Origin of the sequence: Bartonella sp. AP20NXHL, from assembly GCF_042196165.1 — a bacterium.
Classification (GTDB): domain Bacteria; phylum Pseudomonadota; class Alphaproteobacteria; order Rhizobiales; family Rhizobiaceae; genus Bartonella.
In genome coordinates this window covers 153,616-179,345 of sequence record NZ_JBHIPV010000002.1, presented here as the reverse complement: position 1 = coordinate 179,345, position 25,730 = coordinate 153,616, and the positions used below count along the sequence as shown (strand labels likewise).

General features: G+C 38.0%; 23 protein-coding genes and 1 pseudogene. 7 read left to right on the top strand and 17 right to left on the bottom strand.

Translation table 11 applies throughout. From position 1 onward, the window contains the following. Positions 1-72: 72 nt before the first annotated feature. Both ACFILL_RS01960 and cysS read right to left on the bottom strand, forming a co-directional pair. Positions 73-744, bottom strand: a complete 672-nt coding sequence (locus ACFILL_RS01960; RefSeq protein ID WP_375613046.1) for a DUF421 domain-containing protein — start codon at positions 742-744, stop codon at positions 73-75. 39 nt (positions 745-783) lie between these two features. Next, positions 784-2,292 (bottom strand): cysteine--tRNA ligase, encoded by a 1,509-nt coding sequence (cysS, locus tag ACFILL_RS01955; protein WP_375643100.1) that lies wholly within the window; start codon positions 2,290-2,292, stop codon positions 784-786. 498 nt (positions 2,293-2,790) lie between these two features. Here cysS and ACFILL_RS01950 point away from each other — a divergent pair, with 498 nt between their 5' ends. Next, positions 2,791-3,159 (top strand): TIGR02301 family protein, encoded by a 369-nt coding sequence (locus tag ACFILL_RS01950; protein ID WP_273791091.1) that lies wholly within the window; start codon positions 2,791-2,793, stop codon positions 3,157-3,159. A gap of 419 nt (positions 3,160-3,578) precedes the next feature. On the opposite strand, the gene ACFILL_RS01945 is transcribed toward ACFILL_RS01950, so the two are convergent. After that, positions 3,579-4,907 (bottom strand): dihydroorotase, encoded by a 1,329-nt coding sequence (locus tag ACFILL_RS01945; protein WP_375643101.1) that lies wholly within the window; start codon positions 4,905-4,907, stop codon positions 3,579-3,581. A gap of 64 nt (positions 4,908-4,971) precedes the next feature. Between ACFILL_RS01945 and ACFILL_RS01940 the strand changes: the two genes are divergently transcribed. From ACFILL_RS01940 to ACFILL_RS01930, 3 genes and pseudogenes are all read left to right on the top strand, one after another. After that, positions 4,972-5,844: a YgfZ/GcvT domain-containing protein gene (locus ACFILL_RS01940; protein WP_375643102.1), complete on the top strand. Its 873-nt coding sequence runs from the start codon at positions 4,972-4,974 to the stop codon at positions 5,842-5,844. Beyond that, on the top strand, positions 5,837-6,454 hold the full coding sequence (locus ACFILL_RS01935) for a YfbR-like 5'-deoxynucleotidase (RefSeq protein ID WP_375630780.1): 618 nt from the start codon (positions 5,837-5,839) through the stop codon (positions 6,452-6,454). Before ACFILL_RS01940 ends, ACFILL_RS01935 begins: the two co-directional genes overlap by 8 nt. A 351-nt stretch (positions 6,455-6,805) precedes the next feature. Continuing rightward, positions 6,806-6,948 (top strand): annotated as a pseudogene (locus ACFILL_RS01930) (integrase); the annotation flags it as partial. 98 nt (positions 6,949-7,046) lie between these two features. Here the strand turns inward: ACFILL_RS01930 and panB are convergent. The 11 genes from panB to rpoZ form a co-directional block, all read right to left on the bottom strand. Then, positions 7,047-7,862, bottom strand: coding sequence for a 3-methyl-2-oxobutanoate hydroxymethyltransferase (gene panB, locus ACFILL_RS01925; protein WP_273791095.1), 816 nt, complete (start codon positions 7,860-7,862; stop codon positions 7,047-7,049). Further along, a complete protein-coding gene (gene panC / locus ACFILL_RS01920; RefSeq protein ID WP_375611217.1) occupies positions 7,859-8,719 on the bottom strand; it encodes a pantoate--beta-alanine ligase in 861 nt (286 codons plus the stop codon). The genes panB and panC overlap by 4 nt, the downstream gene beginning before the upstream one ends. A 23-nt stretch (positions 8,720-8,742) precedes the next feature. Beyond that, positions 8,743-9,489, bottom strand: a complete 747-nt coding sequence (gene recO, locus ACFILL_RS01915) for a DNA repair protein RecO (protein WP_273791097.1) — start codon at positions 9,487-9,489, stop codon at positions 8,743-8,745. A gap of 26 nt (positions 9,490-9,515) precedes the next feature. Beyond that, positions 9,516-10,421, bottom strand: coding sequence for a GTPase Era (gene era / locus ACFILL_RS01910; RefSeq protein WP_273791098.1), 906 nt, complete (start codon positions 10,419-10,421; stop codon positions 9,516-9,518). Further along, a complete protein-coding gene (gene rnc / locus ACFILL_RS01905) occupies positions 10,414-11,121 on the bottom strand; it encodes a ribonuclease III (RefSeq protein WP_273791099.1) in 708 nt (235 codons plus the stop codon). Before rnc ends, era begins: the two co-directional genes overlap by 8 nt. Next, a complete protein-coding gene (lepB, locus tag ACFILL_RS01900; RefSeq protein ID WP_273791100.1) occupies positions 11,102-11,914 on the bottom strand; it encodes a signal peptidase I in 813 nt (270 codons plus the stop codon). The genes rnc and lepB overlap by 20 nt, the downstream gene beginning before the upstream one ends. Positions 11,915-11,994: 80 nt before the next feature. After that, positions 11,995-12,396, bottom strand: coding sequence for a holo-ACP synthase (gene acpS / locus ACFILL_RS01895; protein ID WP_273791101.1), 402 nt, complete (start codon positions 12,394-12,396; stop codon positions 11,995-11,997). Positions 12,397-12,424: 28 nt separating this feature from the next. Next, positions 12,425-13,033 carry a DUF2062 domain-containing protein gene (locus ACFILL_RS01890; RefSeq protein ID WP_375630786.1) on the bottom strand — a complete coding sequence of 203 codons (609 nt, stop codon included), beginning with the start codon at positions 13,031-13,033 and terminating at the stop codon, positions 12,425-12,427. A 95-nt stretch (positions 13,034-13,128) separates the two neighbouring features. Then, positions 13,129-13,707, bottom strand: coding sequence for an orotate phosphoribosyltransferase (pyrE, locus tag ACFILL_RS01885; protein ID WP_273791120.1), 579 nt, complete (start codon positions 13,705-13,707; stop codon positions 13,129-13,131). 16 nt (positions 13,708-13,723) lie between these two features. After that, positions 13,724-15,949: a bifunctional (p)ppGpp synthetase/guanosine-3',5'-bis(diphosphate) 3'-pyrophosphohydrolase gene (locus tag ACFILL_RS01880; protein WP_273791103.1), complete on the bottom strand. Its 2,226-nt coding sequence runs from the start codon at positions 15,947-15,949 to the stop codon at positions 13,724-13,726. Between the two features lie 128 nt (positions 15,950-16,077). Further along, positions 16,078-16,476, bottom strand: coding sequence for a DNA-directed RNA polymerase subunit omega (gene rpoZ, locus ACFILL_RS01875; protein ID WP_273791104.1), 399 nt, complete (start codon positions 16,474-16,476; stop codon positions 16,078-16,080). Positions 16,477-17,045: 569 nt separating this feature from the next. Between rpoZ and ACFILL_RS01870 the strand changes: the two genes are divergently transcribed. Then, entirely contained in the window at positions 17,046-17,714 is a 669-nt protein-coding gene (locus tag ACFILL_RS01870; RefSeq protein WP_273791121.1) for a uracil-DNA glycosylase, read from the top strand. A gap of 48 nt (positions 17,715-17,762) precedes the next feature. Here ACFILL_RS01870 and smpB read toward each other — a convergent pair whose 3' ends face one another. After that, positions 17,763-18,239 carry an SsrA-binding protein SmpB gene (gene smpB / locus ACFILL_RS01865; protein WP_012231306.1) on the bottom strand — a complete coding sequence of 159 codons (477 nt, stop codon included), beginning with the start codon at positions 18,237-18,239 and terminating at the stop codon, positions 17,763-17,765. 18 nt (positions 18,240-18,257) lie between these two features. Then, complete coding sequence (gene dapA, locus ACFILL_RS01860) at positions 18,258-19,142, bottom strand: 4-hydroxy-tetrahydrodipicolinate synthase (RefSeq protein WP_273791105.1); 885 nt, start codon at positions 19,140-19,142, stop codon at positions 18,258-18,260. Between the two features lie 250 nt (positions 19,143-19,392). Here dapA and ACFILL_RS01855 point away from each other — a divergent pair, with 250 nt between their 5' ends. After that, complete coding sequence (locus ACFILL_RS01855) at positions 19,393-21,483, top strand: lytic transglycosylase domain-containing protein (protein ID WP_375643104.1); 2,091 nt, start codon at positions 19,393-19,395, stop codon at positions 21,481-21,483. Positions 21,484-22,522: 1,039 nt separating this feature from the next. On the opposite strand, the gene ACFILL_RS01850 is transcribed toward ACFILL_RS01855, so the two are convergent. Beyond that, positions 22,523-23,293 (bottom strand): energy transducer TonB, encoded by a 771-nt coding sequence (locus ACFILL_RS01850; protein ID WP_375630892.1) that lies wholly within the window; start codon positions 23,291-23,293, stop codon positions 22,523-22,525. Between the two features lie 244 nt (positions 23,294-23,537). Here ACFILL_RS01850 and ACFILL_RS01845 point away from each other — a divergent pair, with 244 nt between their 5' ends. Next, entirely contained in the window at positions 23,538-25,718 is a 2,181-nt protein-coding gene (locus ACFILL_RS01845; RefSeq protein ID WP_375630794.1) for a TonB-dependent hemoglobin/transferrin/lactoferrin family receptor, read from the top strand. Positions 25,719-25,730: the final 12 nt, after the last annotated feature.

Here is a 25,730-nt window from a genome sequence, read left to right as displayed (position 1 = left end):
CCCTCTGTGGTTATTTATAGATTTATCTCTTTATTATACTTCCAATAAGCTATACCTACCCGTTTTTTGAAGTTAGACTGTTTTTGAAAAAGGAACAAGAAATAATCCACTATACAATTTATTATTTTGATCTGTATTTTCATACCACTCTGCTGCGAATAAACTTTCAACTTTTACATGTTTTTTTTTCAATTCTGCCTGAAGCCACTTTTTTGTTTTACCAATCTCTTTAAGTCCATCATCAATAACTTCACCATTTTCTATTAAAATCGTCGATTTCTTTCCCTCTTCCTTTTTAATGACAGTGCAATCACCATTGGTTTCCAAACGAACAAAAGCAGCTTCATGTAAGTGACACCCTTTAAGACGTAACATCGTAATGAGATCATTAATATTGATCCCTAAGTTCTTAATCTTATCCATTTGGAAAACTCCATCTAAAACTAATGTGACATTCCGCCCTGCAATAAGACGACGAAAAAAAACTGAATAACGTGCAATAAAATTAAAAGATGTAATCAAGGTTTGCCAGATGAGTAAAACAAGCAATAATTGAATGCTACTAATATTCTGATTATAAATAACGCCTCCAATAATACCTCCCATGACAAAATTACTGACCAAATCAACTGGTGTCATTTGACTAAGACTCCCCCGCCCCGTCGTTCTTAAAATAAATAAGAAGGCAACAAGACCTACAGCCAGCTTAAGCGCGATATATCCATAATGATATAAAAATTCCATCATATTCTCCTTTTTTATGGAGCTGCTGGAATAGAGACATTAGTGTCGCTTTATTTCCCACACAGTTATGCGCTCACCACTCTGCGGATCCTTACTGTCTTTTAAAAGAACCCCCTCGGCTGCAAGCTCATCACGAATTGTATCCGCAGCTTCCCACTCTTTATTATGGATAAGTCTTAGTCTTTCGGCAATGCGCTGATCAATAAATTTTGTATCAAGGAAAGTTTTTCTTATAAATAATGGGCAATCTATTTCTTTAATCCATTCTTGTCTTAACAGTCCTAATAAATTCATTCCATTTACAAGAGCCAAAGCATTTCCTTCCTTATAAAATTTTCGCAAAAGAGTCAGTGCTTTTGGAGTATTAAGATCATCACTAAGTGCATCTATCAAAGTATCATCAATTGCTTCATTGTTTTTCATCTCACTCTTTTTGCTGCGAAGCCATTCATACCAACGATACAGTTCGCTGCTCGATTGTATTAAACGCTGCGCTGTCCAATTTAGTGGTTCACGATAATGCGTTTGCAACATCGAAAAACGCGCAGACAAACCAGCCCAATTTTGCTTCATTTCATCGGTTAAAATACCATTAAACTCCAAAAAATTATTCTCTAAAACAGAACGAATAGTTATGAAATTGCCAAAGCTTTTCGACATCTTTTTGCCTTCAACTTGTAAAAAACCATTATGCAGCCAAAAATTAGCCATTCGCTCCGTCCCAAAAGCTGAACAACTTTGTGCAATCTCATTTTCATGATGAGGAAAAATTAAATCAATTCCACCACCATGGATATCAAAAACATTGGCGGTCGGATCATCACAGGTTAAACCACCGCCATAGGGCGCTAATAACTTTGCCATTGACATTGCAGAACATTCAATATGCCAACCTGGACGACCTAAAACAGGAATTCCGCCCGGTGATTCCCAACCTGGTTCTCCTTCCACAGAAGGCTTCCATAAAACAAAATCCATCTCTTCCCTTTTATAAGCAGCAACATCGATACGCGCCCCCGCCCTCATTTCATCTAAAGAACGATTTGCAAATGCCCCATAATGGGGAGGATTTTTTATGCTACTTACAGAAAACAATATATGATTTTCCGCTTTATAAGCGTGCCCCTTTTCAAGCAATCTTTCAATTAAAGAGCGCATTTCCTCTAAATGCTCGGTTGCGCGCGGCTGGCTGGTTGGCAAAAGACAACCAAGTGCTATTGTATCTTGCTGAAACTGAGAATATGTACGTTCTGTTAATTGACGAATAGCATCATTCAATGACAAGTTTGGATATTCGCAAGCTGCTCGTGCATTAATTTTATCATCAACATCTGTAATATTACGTGCATATAGAACATGCTCATTACCATAAACATGACGCAATAAACGAAATAAAATATCAAAAACAATGACAGGGCGTGCATTTCCTATATGCGCATAATCATAAACTGTCGGACCACAAACATAAAGACGTACTCTTGTCGCATCTATTGGTGTAAAATTTTCTTTTTTACGTGTCAGCGTATTATAAAATCGCAACTCTTTCATTTATTGACTCCATGAACGATATTATGCACCGATCCTTTTAGATGTATCTTATCTCAAATTATTGTATTACGCTGTTTAGGCTAAAAACTTTTATCTTATAGTAAATTCTTCTTACCATTTTCCCATTGTATTCACGGCTGTATCCATCATTTATCATAAAAATAATCTATTTTATTTGATTGGACAAAAGCGTTCTATCATTAGAAATGCTTTCCCTCCTTAAAGAAAACGAGCTTAGAAAAAATTCTATAGGTAATACAATATAAATCTATGTGAAAAATAGATAGTTTGCAGAAAGAAAATCTTAAATTTTAAACTACACAAAGCTTCATCAGTATTTTCAATATTCCACAATGGGTTCCTTACTATCTCTTACGCCCTATATTTTATAATCAATAATTGAGAATAATGTAGCAATCAACTCTATTTTTTACACCGTTCTCATGACAAAATTATTTTATCTTTACAGAGTTTTATTCAAAGAAAGCAATAAAAATAATGCGTAATAGATTGATGAACATCATTATTTTAATATTTCTTGTCATTTCAATGCCAACCTTTGCACAACAATCTCCACCTTATGAAAAAAAATTACTCCGACTAGCAGAAATTTTGGGATCATTGCATTCTCTCCAAAATCTTTGCGAGCCTCCAACAAACCAATGGTATGACTATATGAATGCACTGATTGAAGCAGAACACCCCATTCCACAAAGACGTGCTTATTTTTATGAAGCGTTTAATGAAGCGTATCGTGCTTTCTCAGAAAATTATCATCATTGTACACAAGAAGCCATTGAAGCCAATCAAAGATACATTGAGGAAGGAAGAATTTTATCTGAAAACCTCCTCATGTATTATAAATAATTAATCTATACAAAAAGTATCTCTCTCAATTTTAGCGGTATCAATGATACTCCTTTCACAAATGCGGGGAGTAATAAACCAGCTCTGAAAATAGAGAGACGTTTAAAGAATAATGTCTCGATACGCTTTTATTCGTATGAGCGCCTTTTTCCCCATACAAAATCGCTCTTTGGCTTCCTCCCCACACCTCAAAGGACGAAGATTTTTAACTAAATTTGCTCTGTAAATAATCTAGGTTCTTGTTGAACAAGGTTCCTCTTGGCTTCTAACGCATGTAACTTGCTGCATAGTTTCTACAAACAAGCCTAAGAATATTCACCACGCATTAAAAAAACACTTATGTATCAAAGAGGCTGACATACCCTATATCACCACTCTAAAGGATGGTATTTTACGGCATACTTATAATTTTAATCTGTTTACACCAAAGTTTCCATAAATTTAACAGGCTCTCCTTGTGAAGGTGTGACAATTTCACCTTCCCACATAACGCGCATACCACGGATAATAGTCCCAACAGGCCAACCTTTAACTTTTTGACCATCATAAGGTGTCCAACCGGCGCGAGAACCAATTAAGCTATTCGTAATAATTTCTTCTCTCTTAAGATCAACAATGGTTAAATCAGCATCAAACCCAACAGCAATGCGCCCTTTACAGCTTATACCAAAAATACGACTAGGGCCATGTGAAGTGAGATCAACAAAACGTTCAAGAGATATTTTTCCTGCATTCACATGTGTCAACATAATTGCTGCTGTTGTTTGCACGCCTGTCATACCTGAAGGTGAAGAGGGATAAGGTTGAAGTTTTTCTTCAAGAGTATGAGGCGCATGATCTGAGCCTAAGACATCAATTATTCCTTGTTGAACACCGTACCAAAGAGCTTCACGGTGGCGCAATTCACGAATAGGCGGATTCATCTGAATTAATGTACCAAACTTCTTATAATCATCAGCCGTGAGTGTCAAATGATGTTGTGTCACTTCAATTGTTGCAACATCCTTATGTTTTTTTAGAAAATCAATTTCTTCTTCTGTCGAAAGATGTAACACATGAATGCGAGCCTTCATCTCATGAGCAATTTTTACCAAACGCTGCGTACATTTTAATGCCGCAACTTCATCACGCCAAATCGGATGTGACGATGCATCACCTTCAATACGCAATATTTTACGCTCTTTGAGCCTCGCCTCATCTTCAGAATGAAAAGCCGCACGACGGCGTGTATTCTTCAAAATAAGGCGTACACTTTCATCATCATCAACCAAAAGATCACCGGTAGAGGACCCCATAAAGACTTTAATTCCAGCCGCACCAGGAAGTCTTTCTAATTCAGACAATTCATGAGCATTTTCACGCGTTCCTCCAACCCAAAATGCAAAATCACAATGCATTCGATGAAATGCGCGTTGAACCTTATCGCTTAATGTTTCTTCTGATGTTGTTAATGGACTGGTATTAGGCATTTCAAAAACTGCCGTAACCCCCCCTAACACAGCAGAATACGAGCCACTTTCCAAATCCTCCTTATATTCATTTCCTGGTTCACGAAAATGCACTTGGCTATCAATAATTCCTGGTAAAATATGAAGCCCCGTACAATCAATGACCTCACTAGCCGATGCACATGTAAGATCGCCTATTTCAGCAATACGACCATTTGTAATACCAATATCACGCTTGCTTCTTCCATCATGATTCACAAGTGTTGCACCTTTAAAAATTGTATCAAATGTTTTAAACATAACCACGCTCCTTACATATTGCTCACTTATCGATTATGTAACTTTGAGCAGAAAGGCAAGAACCATGATTAAAAAACAAAATGCCATTTGCTTAAAAAACCGCGGGCTTATTCAAATTACAGGCGAAGAAGCAACAGATTTTCTACAATCCCTGATCACGACAGATGTAAAAAAAATCAGTCCACAGGAACTTTTCCCTGGAGCCCTTTTATCCCCACAAGGAAAGGTTCTTGCTGATTTTCTTATCGGAAAAAAAGAAGATGGTTACCTGATTGATATCAGGATGCCTTTAGCTGATACGCTCCATAAGCGTCTGTTGCTCTATAAGCTGCGCAAAAAAGTAGAAATTACACAACCATTCCAAGAGCTTGTTACAGTTTCTTTGAATAATGAATCAGATTCTTTAAATTTTGATTCAAGTTTTGTTGATAAACGCTTCCCACAACAAGAAAAAATAATACGAATCTATAGCAAAAAACCTTTTTTAACTTCAGAATATCATGACACATGGAATCGATTGCGTATCCGTTATGCAATTGCGGAAAGTGGTCAAGACTATGAAGTTGGCAAAGTCTTTCCTCATGATATTAATTACGATCAAATCAATGGACTTGCATTCAATAAAGGATGTTATATTGGACAAGAAATTGTTTCACGAATGCACCACCGCCGTGCAGCACGTCGCCGTATTTTTATTGTAAAAGGCCAGTGTGAATTAACCCCTCAATCTAGCATTGAAGCAGAAACAAAAGTAATTGGCTACTTGGGAACATGTGTAGAAAATGAGGCTCTTGCTTTAATGCGTATTGACCACGTCAAAGATGCTATGGATCATAACATCCCCTTTACTGTAAAAAACATTCCTGTCATTATAAGCATTGCTGAAAATATGAATTTTACCTTTCCTGAAAATACTATAGAAAACACTCATGGCTAAAGCTGAATTATTAAAAAATGGAGAAGCCCGCGCTTGGCAAAGAATGCTCTCTGGAAGGCGACTTGATCTTCTCAACCCTTCTCCTTTTGATGTTGAAATTGAAGATATTGCCCATGGACTTTCTCGCGTGGCACGTTGGAACGGTCAAACACGAGGAGAGCATGCCTATTCTGTTGCACAACATTCACTTTTGGTTGAACAAATATTTCAAAAACTTTTTCCACAATCGGGAAGCAACGAATGTCTTTATGCCCTTCTTCATGATGCTCCAGAATATGTCATCGGCGATATGATTTCCCCTTTTAAAGCTGTCATAGGAAAACAATATGAACGCGTTGAAAAACGCATCCAAGATGCTATCCACATGCGCTTTTCTCTTCCCGTTGATCTTTCTCAAAAACTTTTAAAAAAAATTAAACAAGCCGACCGTATTGCTGCCTATTATGAAGCGATTACGCTTGCTGGATTTAATACAGAAGAAGCCCTTCGCTATTTTGGCTCTCCCAATAATATTCTACCCGATGATCTTAATTTATCCCCCTATTCTACACAACACATTGAAAACGCATTTTTAACGCGCTTTAATGACTTGGATGCCCAAAGATTATAGACTCTTCGCATTGTTGATTCCTTGTCATTACAGAATCATCACACTGACTTATAATAATAATTCATTGTTTTTTCATTTTGAATGAGAGCTCCTAATATCGTAAGCTTCACTCATTTCAAATCTGTTTATATTGAATCAATCAAAATCATTCTCTTGCACACCACAAGTGGAGCTGGCGTGTAGATAAAACTTTTTAAAGAAAGAATTAAAATGCTTCTTATGAACCATCTCAAGTGCTAAGCGCTGTCGCAACATTGAAAATTGGCAAAGTGCGTGATGATGCCGGCTTGCTCTCTTATGAAGCGTAAAGACGGGAGTGCTCTATAAATTTTATACACTTCATAAGGGACTTACCACTATACTATTCACGAACGCCGTCGCGAAATAGGATTGGGTACCTTAAGAAAGCTTTCTTTAAAAAAGCACGTGAATTAGCGACCCAATGGCGTTCTGTTTTGCATGAGAGGCGTGACTTCATTAAAGAAATGGAAAAAATCACAGTTCAAATTGCATACAAAATATATTAAAAATGCACATTCATTATCAAAATAACAAATGTTCTCTTGTCAAACCTTTCATCTTAAACTGAAGTTTATTTTAGTTTATAAACTTCATTATCCGCTGGGAAAGAACGAGATGTGACATCCTCTGCATAATTCTTTATTGCAGTTTCCATGGCTTGTTCAAGGTCTCCATAACGGCGTACAAATTTTGGCACATGAGAACCATAGCCCAACATATCTTCCATAACCAATACTTGCCCATCACATTGATTGGACGCCCCTATACCGATCGTAGGGATAGAAAGCTTATCTGTCAGTTTCACCGCTAAAGGTTCGACCATTGCTTCTAAAACAACAGCAAAAGCACCTGCCTCTTCAATCGCTGCTCCATCTGCTTCAATTCTTTGCCAATCATTCTCCTTGCGTCCTTGTGTTTTAAAACCACCAAAACGATTCATTGCTTGGGGTGTAAGACCGATATGCCCCATCACTGGAATGCCACGTTTACACAAAAAATCTATTGTTTCGGCTATATAAACGCCCCCTTCAAGCTTAACTGCACCACACCCCGTTTGTGCAAGAATGCGCGATGCATTTAAAAAAGCTTGCTCTGGACTTTCCTCATAAGAACCAAAAGGCATATCAATAACAACAAGAGCTTTTTGAGATCCACGCACCACGGCTTTCCCGTGTGAAATCATCATATCTAAATTAACAGGAAGCGTTGTCTCAAACCCATACACAACCATCCCAACGCTATCACCAACCAAAAGGATATCGCAATATGGATCAGCAATCCGCGCAGTATAAGCTTGATAAGCTGTTAAAGAAACAATTGGCTGTTGTCCCTTTCTTGCACGTATTTCGGAAGATGTTATACGCTTTACGGTTTTATGTACACTCATTTTCCACTCTTCTCTTGCAATATATATTGATCAATCAGCCTTACCTCACCAAAGCGGACAGTAAGGAGTAAAACCGCCGGTTTATTCAATGTTCCTTTAACCACGCATAAAGTTTCCATATCCCGTAAATCTATCGCTTCAATGATTGCACGCGTTTCTTGTTGTAAAATATCACGAACAGTTTTGCATAATTTATCAACCGACCGTTCACCTTCATGATAAAGCTTTTCAGCAGCTTTTCCACTTTCAGGAATAATTTTGGCAGCTTTACGATCTTCTAATGTTAAAAGCTGATTGCGTGAAGAACAAGCTACACCATCTGACTCCCGTAGAATAGGAACTCCAACGATTTCAATAGGAAAAGCCAAATCTTCAACCATACGCCGAATAATTAAAATTTGTTGAAAATCCTTTTCCCCAAAAAAAGCCTTATCTGGTTGGACAATGTTAAAAAGTTTAGCAACAACGCTTGTTACACCACAAAAATGCCCCGGACGTAATTTTCCCATCAAAATACGTGATAATTTTTTCACTTGTACAATTGTATCATTTCCCAGTGGCCACATTTCATCTACAGAAGGAGCAAAAACACATTCAACACCTGCTTCTTTTAACAAAGCACAATCGCCCTTCAAATCTCTTGGATATTGAGAAAAATCTTCATGAGGTCCAAATTGCTTTGGATTGACAAAAATAGAAACCACTACGCGATCACACATTGCTCTTGCATACTGTACTAATGCAAGATGGCCATCATGCAATGCCCCCATTGTTGGAACAAAACCAATCGAAAAACCTAAACGTCGTTCCTCTGAAGTATATTGGCGGACTTCAGCAATTGTCTTTAAAATTCTCATTTTCCCATTCAATTATCATCAGATCAACCAATTAATGCCTGCACACCAAATTGGCGCTCAAACAATTGTATCATATTCATGCGCACTGACGGCTGCTTTATATCTCGTGGCTCCCAGACATGACGCATAAGAAAAAAACCCGTCAGTATAAAACCATTTATTATGTCACTAAAATCAGCAGGACGAGTCGTTCTTTGTACAAGAAACTGTGGTAGAATGAGAAGCTTTTTTTTCCAAGGTTCCCCTGCTTCTTCACAGACAGCCCGTCCAGATTTTGGTGATACGTAATGAAGCCTTTCCTGACGACCTGTTGCAGCACAACAAGATAAATCAAGACCAAAACCAAGTTCTTCAAGAAGCCGCATTTCAAAACGTACAAGCAATTCTGCATTTACAAATGGTTCATCAAAATTCTGCATAAAAAGGTGTAAAATATCATATAAAATGGGGTGCGGATCACGTTCGGGAAGAAGCCGCAAATGAAAAGCTATCAATTGCAAAGCATAAAGTGCTTCTGGTAGACAGATTAATCGTGCCGCATGTAAATCAAGAGCTTCAAGCCGAAAAAGTCCCAAATGTTCGTCTAAACGAGCCCACCATTCAGCCTCCACAAAATTTCCAGGTTGAAGAAGAGCTGCCATACGACGCGACCGCCCCCCTTTTACCACCCCCATATAACGACCATGTTCACGTGTCATAATCTCAAGAATAACACTTGTTTCACCATATTGGCGTGTACCAAGAATAACGGCTTGTTCTTTCCACTTCATTTTACTTTAATTATTTTTTTAAAATCTTATTTTAAAAAATCCAATCCCATTTCGCGATAACGTTCTGGATCGGTATCCCAATTATCGCGCACTTTCACAAAGAGAAAAAGATGAACCTTTTGATCCATAATTTCCATGAGTTCTTTACGTGCTGCTTGTCCAATCGCTTTAATTGTATCGCCTTTTGCTCCTAAGACAATTTTTTTCTGACTCTCACGCTCGACATAAATAACTTGATTAATTTTAACGGAACCATCTGAACGCTCTTCCCAGCTTTCTGTTTCAACCGTTGAGGAATAAGGAAGTTCATCATGAAGACGAAGAAAAAGTTTTTCACGCGTAATTTCAGCAGCAAGATGACGCATGGGCATATCAGAAATTTGATCTTCCGGATAATACCACGGCCCCTCCTGCATCATATTACTCAACGCATGCAGTAAATCCTTGCAACCAGAACCGTTTAGAGCAGAAATCATAAATGTTTGCGCAAACTTTACACGTTCATTTATTTTAGTGGTTAACGCTAGAAGAGATGATTTAACAACTGTATCAACCTTATTAAGAACAAGAACTTTTTCTTGTTTCAGATTGTTTACAATATCTAACATCATATCAACTTCATCCGAAAGACCATTTTGAGCGTCGATTAAAACGAGTAGAACATCAGCGCTCTTAGCCCCTCCCCAAGCAGCAGAGACCATGGCTCGTTCTAAGCGCTTATGGGGACGAAAAACACCCGGTGTATCGACCAACACAATTTGCACATCATCATGAATGACAATACCGCGGATTAAAGTTCGTGTTGTTTGTACCTTATGCGTTACAATTGAAACCTTTGTTCCAACCAATTGATTAACCAGTGTCGATTTACCGGCATTAGGCATCCCAATAAGCACAACAAATCCAGAACGCGTTTTCATAACGTCACTCATGATCATTTTTTCCCACTGTTTTCCATACACCCTCTCGTCGCAAAATTTTTTCAGCTGCCATTCTTTCGGCATATCTTTTGGAGCTTCCCTGCCCAATCTCTGAAGCAAACCCAGAAATACTGACCTCTACCATAAAAACAGGATCGTGATCGGGACCTGAACGTTTGATAACCTGATAATGTGGTTGTGCATTGCCTTGGATATGCGCCCATTCTTGTAATTCTGTCTTGGCATCACGTCGACCAGCATCCATTTTCTTTGCCCGACTTTGCCAATATTTTTGAATAAAAGGGCGAACACTTTCCAATCCTCCATCGAGATATATCACGGCAATCAAAGCTTCCACGACATCTGCATGCATATTGATAAGTCGACGCCCCTCGAAATTTTTCATCTCAAAACCAACACGGATCATATCAGGAAGCCTCATTTCACGCGCAATATCAGCACATGTCTGCGCATTGACAAGATGATTCAAACGGACTGATAATTCACCTTCACTTGCCTGAGGAAAAAGTTGATACAGCATTTCCGCAATCAAAAGCCCTAAAACCCGATCCCCTAAAAACTCTAGTCGTTCATAATTTCCCTGTTCCGAATCTTGTACACTCGAATGTGTTAATGCCTTCGTTAACCGCTCTTCATCTTTAAAACGATGCCCCGTCAGCTTGAAAAGCTGATCAATCATGAGACGTTTCATCGTTGTTTCCTTGCTTGATAAGCGGCAAATCATGAACCGTATTTATGAAAGAAAACAAACGTTTCCAACGCACATCAAATGGCCAGCGCCAAATCTGCCAAGCACTTGAACCGTTACTGATAGAAAAGAAAATCACGCTCGCGCGACCAATAAGATTTTCTTCTGGAACATAGCCTACATCTAAACGACTATCATCTGAATTGTCGCGGTTATCTCCCATCATAAAGTAATGTCCTTGAGGAACTTCAAAAACTTTTGTATCATCAACTTTCGGGATGAAAGCTAAATCAAGTGTATCATAACTGACACCGTTAGGCATTGTCTCGCGATAAACCTCAACAGGATAGTTAACCTCTGTTATATCAGAATTATTAATCTCCCCCATAAAGTGACGTGAAACAGCCTCATCATTAATATAAAGAACACTTTGACGGACTTGTATACGATCACCTGGTAGCCCAACAACGCGTTTTATATAATCAATCTTCGGATTACTTGGTAAGCGAAAAACGACCACATCTCCACGTTGAGGTTGAGATGCCCAAATCCGTCCAGAAAAAAGAGGGGGAGAAAAGGGGATGGAAAAATGAGAATACCCATATGCATACTTAGAAACAAACAGATAATCTCCCACCAACAAAGTAGGACGCATTGAACCGGAAGGAATACTAAACGGCTGGAAAAAAAGTGTCCGAATAAACGCTGCTAAAAGCAGAGCCTGTACTAAAACAGAAATAAATTCACGAATCCCACCTTTTTTTTCTTTTTTATGCACTTTATCTTTTTGGATCATCACCAACTGCCTTCTCATCACAGATATAATTTTTTTTCATCATAATATTCAAATAACAAAAGCACAATCTCTCACGCCATCTATCCACGTGGAAGTGCTTCGATAATAATAAATGCCTGTGCCCAAGGAAAATCATCTGTTATGCTAAGATGAATAACTGCATCATGATGAGGAGGTAATAACTTTTGAAGTTGCATTTGCGCACGATTTGTTAATTGCATTATTGGTTTACCAGATGGCAAATTAACTACCCCCATGTCTTTCCAATTGATACCACAAGCGATTCCCGTTCCTAAGGCTTTAGCACATGCTTCTTTAGCAGCAAATCTTTTTGCATAGGAAGAGGAGCTTTTTTTGAGATTTTCAGATCTATTTTTTTCAATATCCGTAAAAATACGTTGGATAAAACGCTCACCATAACGAACCAACATTTTCTCAATACGTCGTATATCAACCAGATCATTTCCAAGACCAATAATCATAAGATATTAACCCGATCTTTCTCAAAATTTATTTCTGTTTTAATACAGGCGATGAACGCTTCTTTAAACGCCTTTTTTTTATAATCTTTTGATATCGCTTTTGTTTAAAACGAACCGTTGCTCTGTAAACACCTATATAAGATAAACCACCAAAAACAATACCTAAAAGAGTTCCACCTAAAATCATAGGACTCATAATTGTGTCCCATGCGCCTTTAAAGAGGAGAGAGAGATTTGACAATGTCAAACCATTAAATAGAGCACGAATTTGCGAAAGAGAAATCTCTTTGACATCGCTAAAAAGTGATAAACAAAAGTACCCTACTTTATAATCAGCCATGATAATCAATAAAAATGTGAGTGGATTAGAAAAAATCGTCCCAATGATTGCGGCAGCAAAGTTTGCACGCAAAAGCCAAGAAAAAAATATTGCCAAAATAATATGCAGCCCAAAGAAAGGGGAACAAGCTAAAAAAATGCCAACAGCAACCCCTAATGCTACTTCATGCGGTGTTGCTGATATACGCAAAATACGTTTATATATGTAGCAAAATGAGCGAGAAAATGAACGACGTGGCCATAACCAAAGTCGAATACGCGTTACAAAATCTATTGGTTCTCGACGACGAAAAAGCATATGACTCTCAATATACATCTTTTGATAATGAAATAACCTATATCATCCAAATTAATCTTTTTAAGCTTTTGCACAAAAAAAAAATAGAAAGACAATTAAATATTTCGACTGCCTGGTTTAATCGCTGGAAGAACAGAAAGCTCTGCAGGAAGAGCATCACTAGCATAAGAGGTTATCTCGTATTCAGCAAGCGCAATCAATGGAACTCCAACATTGACCTTACCACCAGAACGATCAAGAATACATGCACTGGCCAATACCTCTGCTCCTGCTGCAACAAGCGCTTCAACAGTCTCACGAATGGAAAGACCCGTTGTCACAATATCTTCAACAATAACAACCCGTGCACCCTTCTTGATTTCAAAACGACGCAATTCAAAGATGCCATTTACACGCTCTACCCAAAGAGAAGGAACACCAAGGTGACGTGAAGTTTCATAGGAAGGAATAAGACCGCCAATTGCGGGCCCAACAACATAATCAATTTTTTCCTCGATAGATTTTTTGATTTTTTCAGCCAATCCACGACATAACTTTTCTGTCAAGTCAGCATGCATGAATACTTTCGCTTTTTGCATATAAGTCGCACTATGGCGCCCCGATGTTAAAATAAAATGCCCTTCTAGAATAGCATCTGCTTGTTTAAAAATATCAATGACATCTTGTGTATTCATTGCTAAATCTTTCTTTTTATCCATGAACCCGCCGTACTGTACTTACTGAACCTGCCTTTTTTAATTGAGAAAAAATACGATTCAAATGTTTTAAATCCCACACTTCCAAATCAATCATAATTTCTGTAAAATCTGGTGCTGTACGGATAAAAGATAAATTTTGGATATTGGCATCGTTAGCAGAAATTATTTGTGTAATTTCAGCCAAAGAACCAGGACTATTTACAACCAAAATATTCATCCGTGCAGGAAAACGTTCATTCATTTGGGCATCAATATCCCAGCGAACATCAATCCATCGTTCTGGCTGATCATCATACGCCATCAAAGCTGAAGACTGTATTGGATAAATAACGATCCCAGCTCCTGGCTGCATAATACCAACAATCCGATCTCCAGGTACTGCTCCTTCCGGTGAAAAACGTACGGGTATATCTCCATGGGTTCCTCTAATAGGCAATGCTTTAGATTGATGATTCTCGACCTTTGCATTCTTTTCATTTTCTGGAACTTTAAAAATCATACCTTGAGCATTTTCAATATTAAACCAACCTTCTTCCCCAGGCCTAAAAGATGACTTTTGTACCACACGGTGATCTTGATAATCAGGATAAACCGCTTTAATCACATCAGCGGAAAACAGCTCTCCACGCCCAACAGCAGCCAATACATCCTCTACATCTTTACGTGCTAAACGTGGCAAAACTTTCTTCAAAAGGTCTTTTGAAAATTGCTTTCCCATATATTCAAATGAACGCTCGAGAATACGATATCCTAAACCCGAATATTGTTTACGTACCGCAGCACGACTTGCTCGTCGAATAGCTGAACGTGCTTTACCTGTGACAACAAGAAATTCCCATGCTGCTGGCGGAATTTGAGCGTGTGAGCGAATAATATCAACCTCATCACCATTTTTTAATTTGGTCATTAAAGGCATAATACGACCATTGATTTTTACACCCACACAAGAATCACCGATGTCTGTATGGACGGCATAAGCAAAATCAATAGGCGTAGCTCCTTTAGGAAAAGCAATTAATCGACCTTTCGGCGTAAAACAAAAAACTTGGTCTTGAAAAAGCTCAAGTTTTGTATGTTCTAAAAACTCTTCTGGATTATCTCCATCAGACAAAGATTGTATCGTTTGACGCAACCATGCATAGGCATTCGTTTCACTTGATAACTTCACAGTCGAATAATTGGAACCGCGCTCTTTATATATGGAATGAGCAGCAACCCCATATTCAGCAACTTCATCCATAGCAGCCGTTCTAATTTGCAACTCAACACGTTGTCTTGAAGGGCCAACAATTGTTGTATGAATAGAACGATAATCATTTTGCTTTGGTATAGAGATATAATCTTTGAAACGACCAGGAACCATTGGCCATGTCGTATGAATGACACCAAGAGCACGATAACAATCATTCACGGACTCAACAATCACACGAAATCCAAAAATATCCGATAATTGTTCAAAAGATAATGCTTTACTTTCCATTTTGCGAAAGACTGAATAAGATTTTTTCTGACGGCTTTTAACATCTGCTTTAATGCCATGCTCCAAAAAAAGTTTTGTCAATTCATTTTCAATTGTGGAAAGCAAATCACGGTTGTGTTTCAATAATTCAGAAAGTCGATTGGTAATCGTACGATAACCTTCTGGATTTAAATAAAAGAAAGAGAGATCCTCTAATTCCTCACGCATATCCTGCATACCCATACGGCCTGCAAGTGGCGCATAGATATCCATCGTCTCTTCAGCAATTCGCCGACGTTTATCATCACGCATAACACCAAGGGTACGCATATTATGAAGACGGTCAGCAAGTTTGACTAAAAGAACACGAACATCATCAGAAATAGCAATAAGAAGTTTACGAAGATTTTCTGCCTGTACGGCTTTCTTTGATACAAGATCAAGCTTATTAAGCTTTGTAAGCCCTTCAACCAACTTCCCAATTTCAGAACCAAAAAGCTGATCAATTTCTGCTCGTGTAGCGCTTGTATCTTCAATTGTATCATGCAAAAGAGCAACAGCAATCGTTGCCTCGTCCAACCGCATATCTGTCAAAATAGCAGCAACTTCTAAAGGATGAGAAAAATAAAGATCACCTGACGCACGCTTTTGATGCGCATGCTTTTTCATTGCATAATCATAGGCCCTGTTTAAAAGAGCCTCATCTACGTCAGACTTGTAACGTTGAACACGTCCAACAAGCTCACACTGACGCATCATACGAGCATATCCTTTATCTTTTCACACCCCTAATCTTTATTGAACACGTCCTATTAATAAAAGACACGAAAAATAATTGCTCCTCACATGACAAAGTATCTTTACTCCTGTAACATAAATTGCTGCAATTAATAATCGTCACTTTTTTCTGGAACAACCAAACCTTCAATACCCGCTAAAAGCTCTTCTTCTGACATATGATCAAATGAAGTACCTTCTTCTTGCGATGACGTATTAAAAACACTTTCAGCTTCACCTGAATGGGTAATAAATTCACTTGCCATTTCTGGCTCATCTACTTCCACATGCTTTTGCAGCGAATGAATAAGGTCTTCCTTTAAATCAGCAGGCGACAATGTTTCTTCTGCTATTTCACGCAAAGCAACAACTGGATTTTTATCATTATCGCGATCAACCGTAATCTGGGCTCCTTGTGAAATCTGACGCGCCCGATGACCTGCTAAAAGTACCAACTCAAAGCGGTTGTCAACTTTATCAATACAATCTTCTACCGTTACGCGGGCCATTTATGCCTCTTTCTCAAATAAAAAAATTTAATAGCGGATAAGGGAGTATATACAATAATCAAAATAAAACACAAGAAAAACAACACAAACTTTTATATTTTTTGATTAAAGAACTTATTTAAGAAAATTCTTGGAAAATTTATAAAAATGTATAACCTATTCATGCTCGTTATCAAAGTTTCTCTTAAAAGCATTCCAATAGATTGACTTCAAACAAAGGACGGTCTTTCTTGACAAAATATTTGTCTGGAGTATTCATCCTTTTAAAAGGAATGCCAGCTATTTAAAATCCTTTGCAATAACGGCAGCCTTACGCATACTTTTTATGATAATATCTTTATCTAAAGAGAAAACTTTTTTTTCTTTGAACATCATGTGTATTGCACTCTTATTCATCGAATAAATTACTGAAAGATGACCTCTTACACAATAATTAGCAATAAGTTTATATTAAACTTTCTTCTAAAAAAGTTTATTTATATTCATTATAGATTGTTTATCAAAACATAACCCGTCATATACGCTATAAAAGACTCAAAAAAATAGAAAAACGATTGATGCCTAACACCATGAATAGCCAATTAACATCACTTTGCCCAGAACCACCCCAAAATTGCAATTTATGTCCTAGGCTTCATCAATTTATCGCTGGCTGGCGTGTAAAAGAACCAAGTTGGTATAACGCACCGGTGCGCCCATTCTTTCCTCATAAAGGGCCAGACACAACACGCCTTCTTATTGTTGGGCTTGCTCCTGGATTGCGCGGAGCAAATCGAACTGGACGTCCATTTACTGGTGATTATGCTGGGCACTTACTTTATTCAACTTTAAAAAAGTTTGGTTTTGCCCAAGGAACCTTTGAAGAAAGAGCAGACGATACTCTTGAACTTATTGATGCAGCAATCGTTAACTCTGTTCGTTGCGTTCCACCAGAAAATAAACCCACCGGTGCAGAAATTAACACGTGCCGCTATTTCTTTTCACCTCTTTTAACAAATCTTCCCAAACTTAAAGCCGTTATTACCTTAGGCACCATTGCGCACCATTCAACGATACGTGCCCTTAATGCAAAAGTTTTATCTCACCCTTTTGGACATGGTGAAATCAATAACATCGGCAGATTACGCATCTTTTCGAGCTATCACTGTTCTCGTTATAATACAAATACTGGGCGCTTGACAGACGCCATGTTTCACCAAATCTTTCAAGCAGCAAAAACATACTTAGATCAATGCTAAAACTGTTTTAAAAAGTGCTATAAATAAAGAATATCGAAATTGCATCCATCATCCATATCTTTTTAAAAGTCTTGCTTTTTCACGTCCCCAATCACGTTTTTTTTCCGTTTCGCGCTTATCATGAAGCTTTTTCCCCCGCGCTAGAGCGATCTCCAACTTAACGCGCCCTCGTTCATTAAAATAAAGTTTGAGAGGAACAAGTGTCATTCCTTCACGAGACGTTGCATTAAAAAAACGTGCCATCTCACGTTTTGAAAGTAATAATTTGCGCAAACGTCGTGGTTCATGATTAAAACGATTAGCCTGCGTATATTCAGGAATATAGCTGTTTACTAACCATAATTCCCCATTCTCAAAACTCGCATAGCTTTCAGCAATATTGGCATGATTAGAACGTAAGGACTTCACTTCCGCTCCCTGAAGGACAAGACCAGCCTCGAGATTATTAAGGATTTCAAAATTAAAACGTGCTTTACGATTGTCAGCAATTATTTTCCGTACGGGCGCGTTCTTTTTTTTATTCATGGCTTTGTCAATATCATTTTATGCTTTTAAAAGACCAGCATGACTGAGGGCTGCATCAATAATCTTCTTTGTTCTTTCTGTTAATGGAACAATAGGAGAACGCACAGTATCACCACAAAATCCTAATTTTGCAGCAGCATATTTAATACCTGCTGGACTAGGTTCAATAAACACAGCACGATTAAGAGGCATCAAGCGATCATTTAATTCTCGTGCTGTTTTATAATCACCACGAAAACAAGCTGCTTGAAGTTCTGCACAAAGCTTCGGAGCAACATTGGAGGAAACTGAAATACACCCCATACCTCCATGTGCATTAAAACCTAACGCCGTACAATCATCACCGGAAAGCTGCACAAAATCTTTTCCACACTTTTCACTTTGTTCACTAACGCGCTCAATTCTGCTCGTTGCATCCTTAACACCAATGATATTGTTAAAATCTTGATAAAGGTCTTTCATCGTTTCTACAGCCATATCGATAATAGAACGACCAGGAATATTATAAATTATAATCGGAATAGAAACAGCTTTGGCAATGGAAGAAAAATGCTTGTATAAACCAGATTGATTTGGTTTATTATAATAGGGAGTGACAACCAAAACTGCATCTGCACCAGCTTTTTGCGCGTATTGTGCAAGCTCTACAGCCTCGCTTGTGCTATTTGATCCCGCTCCAGCAACAACAGGAACACGCTTTGCAACCTGCTCAACACACAATTCTATAATCCGCTTATGTTCTTCATGACTTAACGTTGCTGATTCACCTGTTGTCCCAACAGGGCTTACACCGTTAATCCCTTGTGTGATCTGCCATTCAACAAAATCACAAAACGCCTTCTCATCAATTGCGCCCTTGTTATCAAACGGTGTGATAAGCGCAGTTATAGCTCCCTTGAGCATGATAAACTCCCTATAATGTTTGCTTTTATTTTTTTATAATCGCCTTTTATAAATTTTAAATAGAGCATAATCTTGCTCTATCATTGAAGCAAGATGAATTTCAAAAAAAGCCCTCATAAGATGAAAATGCCCCTCCTTAAATGTTGAACAGTTCTTTAAAATAAGCCGTCTATATTAACGCGTTTTTCACGCTTGTGTTCTATAAATCCTTAAGTTTTTACAAAAAGCAAGGTCTCAAGGTCTTTTCTCTATGCGTGTATTCTCCACCTCTCTTTTCGTATCAACCTTTACTGCACTTATACTGGCAATAAGAATTTTATTTTCAAGTGCATACGCGCAAACACCCCTTTTGCAAGGGAAAGCGCCAATCCCTTTGGTTCGCCCTACTCCCTTTACCACAAAAGAAGCTCAAGACTCTCTTCAACAGATACACACGACATCACACAATACTGCTACACTTCAGCAACTGAAAGCTGGGCTAGATGCACTAGCAAACAACAATATTGCAAAAACAATAAATCTTCGTAATTCAATGGAAAAACATAGCCTTGATCGTCATATTTTGACATGGGCGCTGGGGGTATCAAACCAAGCGAATATACCAAGTTCTGAAATATTTAATGCAATCAACATGCTAAAAGGATGGCCAGGTATAGAAACGATGCAACGCAATGCTGAACGTGCTTTTCTTAACGAAACCAACGTTACACGCGCAATCATCCAAAAATTTTCTCATCACCCGCCCCAAACAGCACAAGGGATGGCTCTCTTCGCTAAAGCACTTATCGAAACCAGACAAACCACTCGTGCTCAACACATTATTGCACCATGGTGGCATAAAACACAACTCAATGCAAAAGAAGAAGTATTTGTTCTTAAAAATGCAAGCGCTGCATTAAAACCTATTGATCATTTGAAACGCATGCAGTTTATGCTGTATGCACATCGTTTTGATTCAGCAGCACGCGTTGCAAAATTAGCCCATGCTCAATCTCTTTTTAATGCTTTTGTGGCCGTTGAAAAAAATGATCCTAGAGCTACACAAAAATTAAAAGCTGTAGAGAGATCATGGCAAAAAGATCCTCTTTTTCAGTTTGCTCGAATACGCCATCTTCGACGAACAGAGCAATATGATGCAGCCGCAGCACTCATGATGAAAACATCAAACGATGCATTTCGCCTTATGAACCCTCATTCATTGTGGAAAGAACAACGCGCCCTTTCTCGTGAAATGCTCGATTTAAACAAACCAAAAATTGCTTATCAACTCGTTGCAACGCACACTGGTATAACATCTGCATTAGCCGTCGATGCTGAGTTTCATGCAGGATGGTATGCACTACGGTTTCTTCATAACCCTAAATTAGCAATGCAGCATTTTTCACGTATTCCTCAACTCTCTTCTTTACCTTTTTATGCATCACGTGGATATTACTGGATGGGACGAACAGCAGAAACGCTAAAAGAACATCAAAATGCCCAGCAATACTTTCATCGTGCAGCTCATTTTGGTGCAACTTACTATGGTCAATTAGCCGCTGCACGACTCAACCAACAAAAGCTTAAAGTTTTCTTTCCCAAACCAACAACCGCTGAGCGACAACATTTTAGTGCACGAAAAGCGATCAAAGCAATTCAACGTCTTGAAGCAGCCGGCTATGCTGATTTTGCTAAAATTTTTTATAGAGAGCTCGGAAAAAGAATAGAAAGCCCCGGTGAATTAGCTCTTCTGGCTGTTATGGCAGAAAAAAATGGAGACTATTATACCAGCCTCAAAATTGGAAAAATGGCTGCTTTTCAGGGAAAAAATGTTGGTGCACTCTCTCATCCTCTGGGAGCTATACCAGCTTCTGCTAATATTTCTGTAGAAGAAAAATCGCTTATCTATGCCATTGCACGCCAAGAAAGCGAATTTAATCCAACAGCCATATCAAAAGCAGGTGCACAAGGTATACTCCAATTGCTTCCTACAACAGCAAAAGCACTGGCAAAAAAATACTCAATCGCATGGTCTCCTAAAAAATTTAGCAGTGATGCTCATTATAATGCAACATTAGGTGCCCATTTTCTCAATGAACAATTAGAACGTTTTAATGGATCCTATATACTAACTCTTATTGGCTATAATGCGGGTCCCCGTCGAGTCAATGAATGGATAAAACGTTATGGCGATCCTCGAGGACAATCTCTCGATAACGTCATTGATTGGATTGAACGTATTCCTTATACAGAAACACGTAATTACGTGATGCGTGTCATGGAAAATTATGGTGTCTACAAAGCAAGACTCACTGGGAAAATAGATATAAAAACCGACCTGCTTTCTGGTCGACGGAAATAATATGCCTTAACTTCCCAAATAGCATTTGAAAGCATTCATAAGAAGTGTTTTTATTCCTTTTTAAATAGTACCCACATACCAGCCTTCTTATGATGTATAAGCAAGTAATTTTAATTGATTCAGTATCAATAAATTCAAAATAAGAAAACCCTGCGCTATTCGGGTCTTTTATTCTAAATACAAAATGATGAATTATCATTATAAATCAACATGTCATACAAATAGTTCATTTCTTCTCAACATAAACGACAATATCATAGAGATTACAAATATAAGAGAAGAGTGAAACAAATAGCTCATCCTTTTACTGTTGCTTATTAGTCAATATTCAAATCTTGTGAAACAGCATATTTTAAAACTATTTTTTTCTGCTTATAACATTTCTATACCAAATAGAGAGTAGGTTGTTATATATATCGTTTGGATTATCTCTGATAACAGAAAGACAGACTCATTGAGTTAGAAAGCCTTAAAGACAAACAATTTTCTTCTGCCCCTTCCCTTTCATTCGGTTTTACGACTTTTAAATATGTCAATATCTTTTAATGATGAAGATGAAGCTTTGCTTTTTGTTTTTCTCATTTTTACATATAAGTTCACATCCTTCACACAAAAACAGAGCATCCCAAAATAGTATGTTTTTCTTATTGATATTCTTGTTTTATTTTAATGTTTCTAAGTCTATTTCACAACGGTGTATCTGGAAAGTACTTACGAAAATCCTCTCACGAACGGTATAAAAATCGATGAGACACGTTTAACCTTTACTTAATTACTTAATAAAAGCTATAGCTCTATCATCCCATAACTCCCAATGTTGCAACAACCCTTTCATTTAGAGCATTCATAAGAAGTATATTCGCTGCTTTTTAGAAGTTTTTATTCATGCTCCCCCCTCAACTTATATCATAAGTAAGCGAATGGTTTTGATTAATTCAACGTCAAAAAAATTAGAACAAACTATATTTTAACTTTCATTAAAATTATAAATAATCATTATAAATCAATATATTATAAGAAAAGCGCCCCGCATAAGAAATCAGCTAAATATTAGGGATACTCTGATTGTTTTATTCACTTTTGATGGTGGTGGTGGTGGAAAAGAACCAATGCGTTGAAGTGCCGCCATCGCTAATCGATCAAGTTCCGGATCACCAGCAGAGACTGCTACACGACTAGAAAAAATACTCCCCTGCTCATGTACCATAAATTCTAACTTCACCGTTCCTTTTGTATGACTGGTACGCTGTCCCACAATATAATTTTTTTGCCTTTCTAATTGTGACTGTACCTTTGCTAACCACTCCATTAACAACATATCTTCAGTCCCTGCTGTACCACCGCCCTTATTGGTGGAAGAAGAACGTACCGCCTTTGTATTGGAGCGCTTTACTACAGCCTTTGGCATCGGTATTGTTTTTTTGATAAACGCTTTATGCTCCACTTTTTGAGGAAGGGGGTCTTCTAAAGACTTTAAGTCATCCTGTTCTACTATATGCTGAGGTTCTTGCGATTGAACTTCATCCACGGATTGCAATCCTTCTAACTCCTGCTCTAGGAGATCAGACTGTAATACTTCTGGCTCTGTATTAATATCCGACTCTGTATGAATATCTGGCAAATCTGTATCAACATCCGGATATACAGTTTCTTGCGCAAAAGTCAGCATAATCTCCGACGAGAGCAAGCCATTACTTACACCAATACTTTGAAAATAAAACTGCGCTCCCAATAATACATGCAAAAAGAAAGCTCCAACAAATGCACCAATCCAAAGAGTTAATAATTGCTTCGTATTTGCAAAATTCATCGTTTTTTCTGCCACTATTTTAAGCTTAATATTGGTGTTCAATCTCATTAAAACAGGCTATTTTGAAATTGCAACTTTTTTCTTGACTGATTTTGTCATGTTTAATATGGTTTTCCAGTGATTTTGTGTTGTTTTCAAAATCATTTCTACTTGGCTGGCAAGTTTTAATCAGCGGGTCCAGCCTTTTTGTATGTAAATAAAATTTCAAAACAGAGAGGGGACGTTAAAAGGGTTGTGATGTGTTATGCAAATAAGACGAAAAAATATCTATAAAAGCTGTGTGATTTTAAGTGCATTATCGGTCTGTATACCTTCATTTGTTTTCGCACGAAGTAATGATGGAGCTTCTGTCACTGAACTCAAACCAATTGTTATTGAAGAGAAAAAAATAGGGACGGCCTTGGATTCGGTCACTATTTTGACGAGTCGAAAAACCGCGAAAGATATTCGTGAAAAACAAATAACTGATGCCTATGATATTAATCGCCTTGATCCATCCGTATCCTATAACCCAGGGAATAACAGTTTTGTCATTCGTGGTTTAGAGGCAAGCCGTATTCTTACAACAATGGATGGTATCGTTCTTCCATGGTTGGACGATATATTCCGCGGAAATAGTGGTAACACAACGTTTGATTTTGGTGCACTTTCCACACTTGATATTATTCAAGGATCGGATTCTAGCCTTTATGGATCTGGTGCGCTAGGAGGAATTGTTGCTTTGCGTACCCTTGATCCTGAAGATCTTATCACAGAAGGAAAAAATTGGGGTGGTCTTATAAAAGGTGGTTATCATTCTGTTGATAATAGTTGGCACGTAGATCAAGCTGTTGCAATGCGTGCTCAACAAACGTTTTTGCTTTTCCAGGGTTCTTATGCGGAAGGTCATGAGCGCAAAAATATGGGAACCTTAGAGGGCTATGGAGAGCGCACACGTAAAAACCCTGCTCATTTTGATCAAAATAATTTGCTCTTTAAAATTCACCAATACCTTGATGATAATCACCGACTTGGTTTTACCGCCGAGCGTTTTGGTCACACCATTGATACACATTCATTGAATGCTTCTGAGAGATATTATGCCCCTAGTTCTGTTTATGATAAGGACGACAAACTCCGTGAACGCCTTTCTCTTTCTTATGACTATAATGGCAATGAAGATGCACTTTTTGATGCATTTCGTGGGCAGATTTATTGGCAAAGACAGTCAAATCGTCATATTCTGACCGGATTTCGTGTTAGGGCCCCCAAAGGGGATTTTTTGAGAGATAATTTTTTGCGTAATACTAATTATGGTATCAATGCTAACGCTCTCAAGAAAGTTCATATTGGCACTGTAGATCATACGTTAAAGATTGCCACTAATGTTTTATCATCTAAATTTCATCATTATTTGTTAGGGAAAGATAATTGTCATTTGGCGGAAAATGCACGGGGCTGTCTCTTTGTACCCGCTAATCGGTCAGATTCACCAGATGCGAATGGCTATAATTTGGGTTTTGTTTTCGAAGATGAAATTGGCTTTGCTGATAACCATTTCCGTATAACACCTGGAGTTCGTTATGATTGGTTTAAATATATCCCTCAAAAAACGTCCTCTTATGAGAAAGCTCTGATTTCTGACAAATTTCCTCCAGAAAGAAATGGTTCACGTTTTTCTCCCAAATTACGTATGGAGCTGGATGTTCGTAATCAAGTAACACTTTATGCTCAATGGGCGCAAGCTTTTCGTGCACCACGTATTCCAGAACTTTATGTCTCTTATATAAAACCCTCTGCTTATTATGTGAAGGGAAACCCTGATCTTAAAGCAGAAACAAGCAATGGATATGATGTTGGTATAAGGTATGGAAATGGAAATTTCGGCGGTTCAGTCAGTGCCTTTTTTAATCAATACAAGGACTTCATAGATACTATAGATAAAGGGCCATCAGAGGAATTCAAATTTGCGCGTCGCCATTACATAAATCGTGCGAATGTGCGTATTTATGGTGCTGAAGCCAAAATACATTTGGCTCTTAATGGTGGATTCCATAGCAATTTTGCTCTTGCCTATTCGCAAGGAAAAGATCTTGATAAAGATGAATATCTTAACTCAATTCCAGCTTTAAAAGCGATTGTTGGGATCGGATATGCAAAAGAAATCTGGGGAGCAGACGTTGTTCTTACCTCATCTGCCAAACGCGATAAAGTTGCTAAGGAATCGGACTATCAAAAAATTCCAGGTTATAATATTATTGATGTGTCAGGTTGGTTGAAGCCATTTGGTGAAAAGGGTCCTGTTATAAGGGCTGGTGTTTATAATCTGTTCAATCAAAAATATTGGAATGTATCAGATCTTCCTTCCGGTGAAAGCTCAACGCCGAAGGATTATTATACTCAGCCTGGTCGCAACTTTAAAGTTTCGTTCGTGCAAAAATTTTAGTTACTTTTGTTA